6 protein-coding genes are annotated in these 4791 nt (G+C 71.8%); 3 read left to right on the top strand and 3 right to left on the bottom strand.

Annotated elements, in window-relative coordinates:
- The coding region (locus HLK59_RS48170) for a nitronate monooxygenase (RefSeq protein ID WP_171148019.1) at positions 1-527 on the top strand (527 nt) is incomplete at its 5' end.
- Here HLK59_RS48170 and HLK59_RS48165 read toward each other — a convergent pair.
- The 3 genes from HLK59_RS48165 to HLK59_RS48155 are packed head-to-tail and all read right to left on the bottom strand — an operon-like array spanning position 511 to position 3120.
- Positions 511-1668 (bottom strand): acetyl-CoA C-acetyltransferase, encoded by a 1158-nt coding sequence (locus HLK59_RS48165; RefSeq protein WP_171148018.1) that lies wholly within the window; start codon positions 1666-1668, stop codon positions 511-513. The genes HLK59_RS48170 and HLK59_RS48165 overlap by 17 nt on opposite strands.
- Positions 1669-1691: 23 nt before the next feature.
- Positions 1692-2306, bottom strand: a complete 615-nt coding sequence (locus HLK59_RS48160; RefSeq protein WP_171148017.1) for a TetR family transcriptional regulator — start codon at positions 2304-2306, stop codon at positions 1692-1694.
- Positions 2307-2331: 25 nt separating this feature from the next.
- Positions 2332-3120, bottom strand: a complete 789-nt coding sequence (locus HLK59_RS48155) for an SDR family oxidoreductase (RefSeq protein WP_171148016.1) — start codon at positions 3118-3120, stop codon at positions 2332-2334.
- 59 nt (positions 3121-3179) lie between these two features.
- Between HLK59_RS48155 and HLK59_RS48150 the strand changes: the two genes are divergently transcribed.
- Positions 3180-4319, top strand: coding sequence for an acyl-CoA dehydrogenase family protein (locus HLK59_RS48150; RefSeq protein WP_171148015.1), 1140 nt, complete (start codon positions 3180-3182; stop codon positions 4317-4319).
- Positions 4319-4791 (top strand): acyl-CoA dehydrogenase family protein (locus HLK59_RS48145; RefSeq protein ID WP_171148014.1); only part of this gene is annotated, 473 nt, incomplete at its 3' end. The genes HLK59_RS48150 and HLK59_RS48145, both read left to right, overlap by 1 nt.

Genomic DNA, 4791 nt, shown 5'->3' with positions numbered 1-4791 from the left:
TCGCGGACGCGGGCGCGCTGGCGTACGGGGCGGCGGGCGTCGCGATGGGCACTCGGTTCCTGCTCACCTCGGAGTCGACGGTGCCGGACGCGGTGAAGGCGCGCTATCTGGCGGCGACGGTGAAGGACGTGACGGTGACCCGTGCGGTGGACGGTCTGCCGCATCGCATGCTGCGTACGGACCTGGTGACCGGTTTGGAGAACTCCGGCCGCGCGAGGGCCCTGCTGCGGGCGGTCCGCCACGCCACCGGTTTCCGCCGTCTGTCCGGACTCACCTGGCGCCAGATGCTCCGCGACGGCCTCGCCCTGAAACACGGCAAGGACCTCACCTGGAGCCAGGTCCTCCTCGCCGCGAACACCCCCATGCTTCTCAAGTCGGCGATGGTGGACGGCCGTACGGATCTCGGCGTCATGGCCTCGGGGCAGGTCGCCGGGGTGATCGACGACCTGCCGTCGTGCGCGGAGCTGGTGGAGCGGATCATGAAGGAGGCCGAGGAGGTACGGGAGAACCTCAGAGCCTCTCGATGATCGTCACGTTCGCCTGCCCGCCACCCTCACACATCGTCTGCAACCCGAACCTCCCACCCGTGCGCTCCAGTTCGTGCAGCAGCGTCGTCATCAGCTTGACGCCGGTCGCGCCCAGCGGATGCCCCAGGGCGATCGCGCCCCCGTTGACGTTGACCTTCTCCGGATCCGCGCCGGTCTCCTTCAGCCAGGCCAGGACGACCGGGGCGAAGGCCTCGTTGATCTCGACGAGGTCGATGTCGTGGATGGAGAGGCCGGTCTTCTTGAGGGCGTGGGCGGTGGCGGGTATCGGCGCCGTCAGCATGCGGATCGGGTCCTCGCCGCGCACCGAGAGGTGGTGCACGCGGGCGCGTGGCGTCAGGCCGTGTTCGCGCACCGCCCGCTCCGAGGCGAGCAGCATGGCCGCCGCCCCGTCCGAGACCTGGGAGGAGCACGCGGCGGTGACGGTGCCGCCGTCGACGACCGGCTTCAGCGCGGCCATCTTCTCCAGCGAGGTGTCCCGGCGCGGGCCCTCGTCGGCCTGGACGTCCCCGTAGGCGACGGTCTCCCGCTCGAAGCGCCCCTCGTCGATCGCCCGCACAGCCCGCTGGTGGGAGCGCAGCGCGAACTCCTCCTGGTCCTGCCGGCTGATCCCCCACTTCGCGGCGATCATCTCGGCGCCGACGAACTGGTTCACCGGCTTGCCCCCGTACCGCGCCTGCCAGCCCTCACTGCCCGCGAAGGGGCCCTGGGTCAGCCCGAGCGGCTCGGCGGCCTGCCGGGTGGCGAAGGCGATGGGGATCAGGGACATGTTCTGCACCCCGCCCGCGACCACCAGGTCCTGCGTCCCCGACAGCACGCCCTGCGCCGCGAAGTGCACCGCCTGCTGGGAGGAGCCGCACTGCCGGTCCACGGTCACGCCCGGCACCTCCTCGGGCAGCCCGGCCGCCAGCCAGCAGGTCCGCGCGATGTCCCCGGCCTGCGGACCCACCGCGTCCAGACAGCCGAAGACGACGTCCTCGACGGCCGCCGGGTCCATCCCCGCCCGTGCCACCAGCTCTTTGAGCACATGTGCGCCCAGGTCGGCCGGATGGACCCCGCTGAGCCCTCCCTTGCGCCGCCCGACCGGTGTACGGACCGCTTCGACGATGTAGGCCTCGGCCATGCCAACTCCCTGCCAGATAGGGGTTATTCGCGTACGGCGATCCCGTCCAGCACCATCGACAGGTACTGCCGGGCGATCTCCTCCGGGCTGTGCTGTCCGCCGGGCCGGTACCAGGACGCGGCGACCCAGACGGTGTCGCGCACAAACCGGTAGGTGAGCCGGATGTCGAGGTCGGCCCGGAACACCTCGGCCGCGACCCCGTGCTCCAGCGTGGACAGCCAGGCCTTCTCGAACTTGCGCTGCGACTCGGCGAGAAACCCGAACCGCTCCTGCGCGACCAGCTGTCTGCTCTCCTTCTGGTAGATCGCGACGGCGGCGCGGTGCCGGTCGATCTCCCGGAACGACTCGGTGACCAGGGCCTCCAGCGTCTCGCGGGGCCCGAGTCCGGCGGCCAGGACGGTGTCGTAGCCGTCCCAGAGCTCGTCGAGGAAGGTCCGCAGGATCTCCTCCAGCATCGACTCCTTGGAGTCGAAGTGGTAGTAGAGGCTGCCCGCGAGCATGCCCGCGTGGTCCGCGATCTTGCGGACGGTGGTGGCGTTGTAGCCCTGTTCGGCGAAGACCTCGGCGGCGGTGTCGAGGAGTTCCCGGCGGCGGGCGGGCGCGGCGGGGGTCACCTGAGGCTTCTTCTTGGTCGGCACGACATCATTCTGGACGCTCCGGCCGTCAGGGGTGTTGGCTGCTGACGGCGACGACCTCACCGGTCATGTACGAGGAGTAGCCGGACGCCAGGAACACGATCACGTTGGCCACCTCCCAGGGTTCGGCGTACCGCCCGAACGCCTCCCGCGCGGTCAGCTCCGCCAGCAGCTCCGGTGTGGTCACCTTCGCCAGGTGCGGATGCATGGCGAGGCTCGGAGCGACCGCGTTGACGCGCACCCCGAACTCGGCAGCCTCCAGGGCCGCGCACCGGGTCAGCGCCATGACGCCCGCCTTCGCGGCGGCGTAGTGCGCCTGCCCCGCCTGGGCGCGCCAGCCGACGACGGAGGCGTTGTTGACGATGACGCCGGTGCCGGAGTCCCGCATCAGCCGCAGTGCGGCCCGGGTGCACCGGAAGGTGCCGGTCAGGGTGACGTCCAGGACACGCGACCACTGGTCGTCGGACATGTCGACGACAGGTGCGGTCCCGCCGAGCCCGGCGTTGTTGACGACGACGTCGAGGCGTCCGTGTGCCGCCACGGCGGTGTCGAACAGGGCCCGTACCTGCGTCTCGTCGGTCACGTCACAGGGTGTCGCGGCCACCGAGTCCGCGCCGAACTCCGCCGCCAGCCGGGCCTCGTGCTCCTTGAGGCGCCGCGGGTGCGCGTCGCTGATCAGCACCCGCGCGCCCTCCTCCAGGAACCGCCGCGCGGTGGCACCGCCGATGCCGGCGCCGGCCGCCGCGGTGATCACGGCGGTGCGCCCGCTCAGCAGTGCGTGCCCCGGCTCGTACGCCGGAGTCTCGACGCCTGTCATAGGGCCACGCTAACCTACCAAACACTTGTTAGGGAAGCACCGTCGAAGGGCTGTTGCCGATGGACCTCGCCTTCACGCGGGAAGAGGAGGACTTCCGGGCCGAGGCCCGCGCCTGGCTGACCGCCCGTGTTCCGCCCGCTCCGCTGCCCTCCCTGGAGACGGCGGAGGGCTTCGCGGCGCACCGCGCTTGGGAGGCCGAACTGGCCGCGGAGCGCTGGTCGGTGGTCGACTGGCCGACGGAGTACGGCGGCCGGGACGCGGGGCTGGTCCGCTGGCTGCTGTTCGAGGAGGAGTACTACGCGGCGGGCGCCCCCGGACGCGTCAACCAGAACGGCATCAGCCTGCTCGCGCCGACCCTCTTCGACCATGGCACACCGGAGCAACGCGCGCGTGTGCTGCCGTCGATGGCCGGTGGCGAGGTGGTCTGGGCGCAGGCGTGGTCGGAGCCGGAGGCGGGTTCGGACCTGGCGTCCCTGCGTTCCAGGGCGGTCCGTACGGCGGGCGGCTGGCGCTTGAGCGGGCAGAAGACGTGGTCGTCGCGGGCGGCCTTCGCGGACCGTGCGTTCGGTCTGTTCCGCAGCAACCCGGACGCCCCGAAGCCGCACCAGGGCCTGACGTACGTGATGTTCGACCTCCGCGCCCCCGGCGTCACGGTCCGCCCGATCGCCCGTCTGGACGGCAAGCCGGCCTTCGCCGAACTCTTCCTCGACGAGGTGTTCGTGCCGGACGAGGACGTGATCGGGGAGCCGGGGCAGGGGTGGCGGATCGCGATGTCGACGGCGGGCAACGAACGGGGGCTGAAGCTCCGCTCCCCCGGCCGTTTCCTGGCCGCCGCGGACCGTCTGCACCGCCTGTGGGAGGACCGGGGCCGCCCGGCGCACGCGAGCGACCGCGTGGCGGACGCGCTGATCGGGGCCCGCGCCTACCGGCTCTTCACCTTCGCGGCGGCCTCCCGCTTCCTGGACGGCGCGTCACTGGGCCCGGAGTCCAGCCTCAACAAGGTCTTCTGGTCGGAGTACGACATCGCGCTGACGGAGACGGCCCTGGATCTCCTGGGCCCGGAGGGCGAGTTGGCGGACACGGACTGGTCCGAGCGCTACGTCTTCTCCCTCGCCGGCCCCGTCTACGCGGGCACCAACGAGATCCAGCGCGACATCATCGCCGAGCGCCTGCTCGGCCTGCCGAAGGGACGCCGGTGATGAGGTTCCTGCCCGACGCCGAGCAGCGCGCGTTCGCCACCTCGCTGGACGCCATGCTCAAGGCGGCGGACACCCCGAGGGTCGTCCGGGACTGGAGCCGCGGTGACCACACGGGCGGGCGCGCGCTGTGGTCACGTATCGCGAAGGCCGGGGTCTTCGCACTGGCGGTTCCGGAGGCATACGAGGGCCTGGGCCCGCGCCCCGTGGAACTCACCCTGGCCTTCGTCGAGTTGGGCCGGCACGTGGTACCCGGCCCACTGGTGGAGACGGTGGCGGCGGCGACCCTCCTGGCGGGCCTGGCCGACCGGGGTCCGGCGAAACGCCTGCTGCCCGCGTTGGCGTCGGGTGAATCGACGGCAACCCTCGCGACGGGGCCGTACACGCTGGACGCGGACATGGCCGACCTACGGCTGGCGATCTCCGCATCCGCCGGCGGCTCCACCGAGCTGCACCTCGCACCCCCACCCGGCCC

This window comes from Streptomyces sp. S3(2020), assembly GCF_013044505.1.
GTDB lineage: Bacteria > Actinomycetota > Actinomycetes > Streptomycetales > Streptomycetaceae > Streptomyces.
Note: the sequence above shows the minus strand (reverse complement) of the source record. Positions and strands in the feature narration are given on the sequence as shown.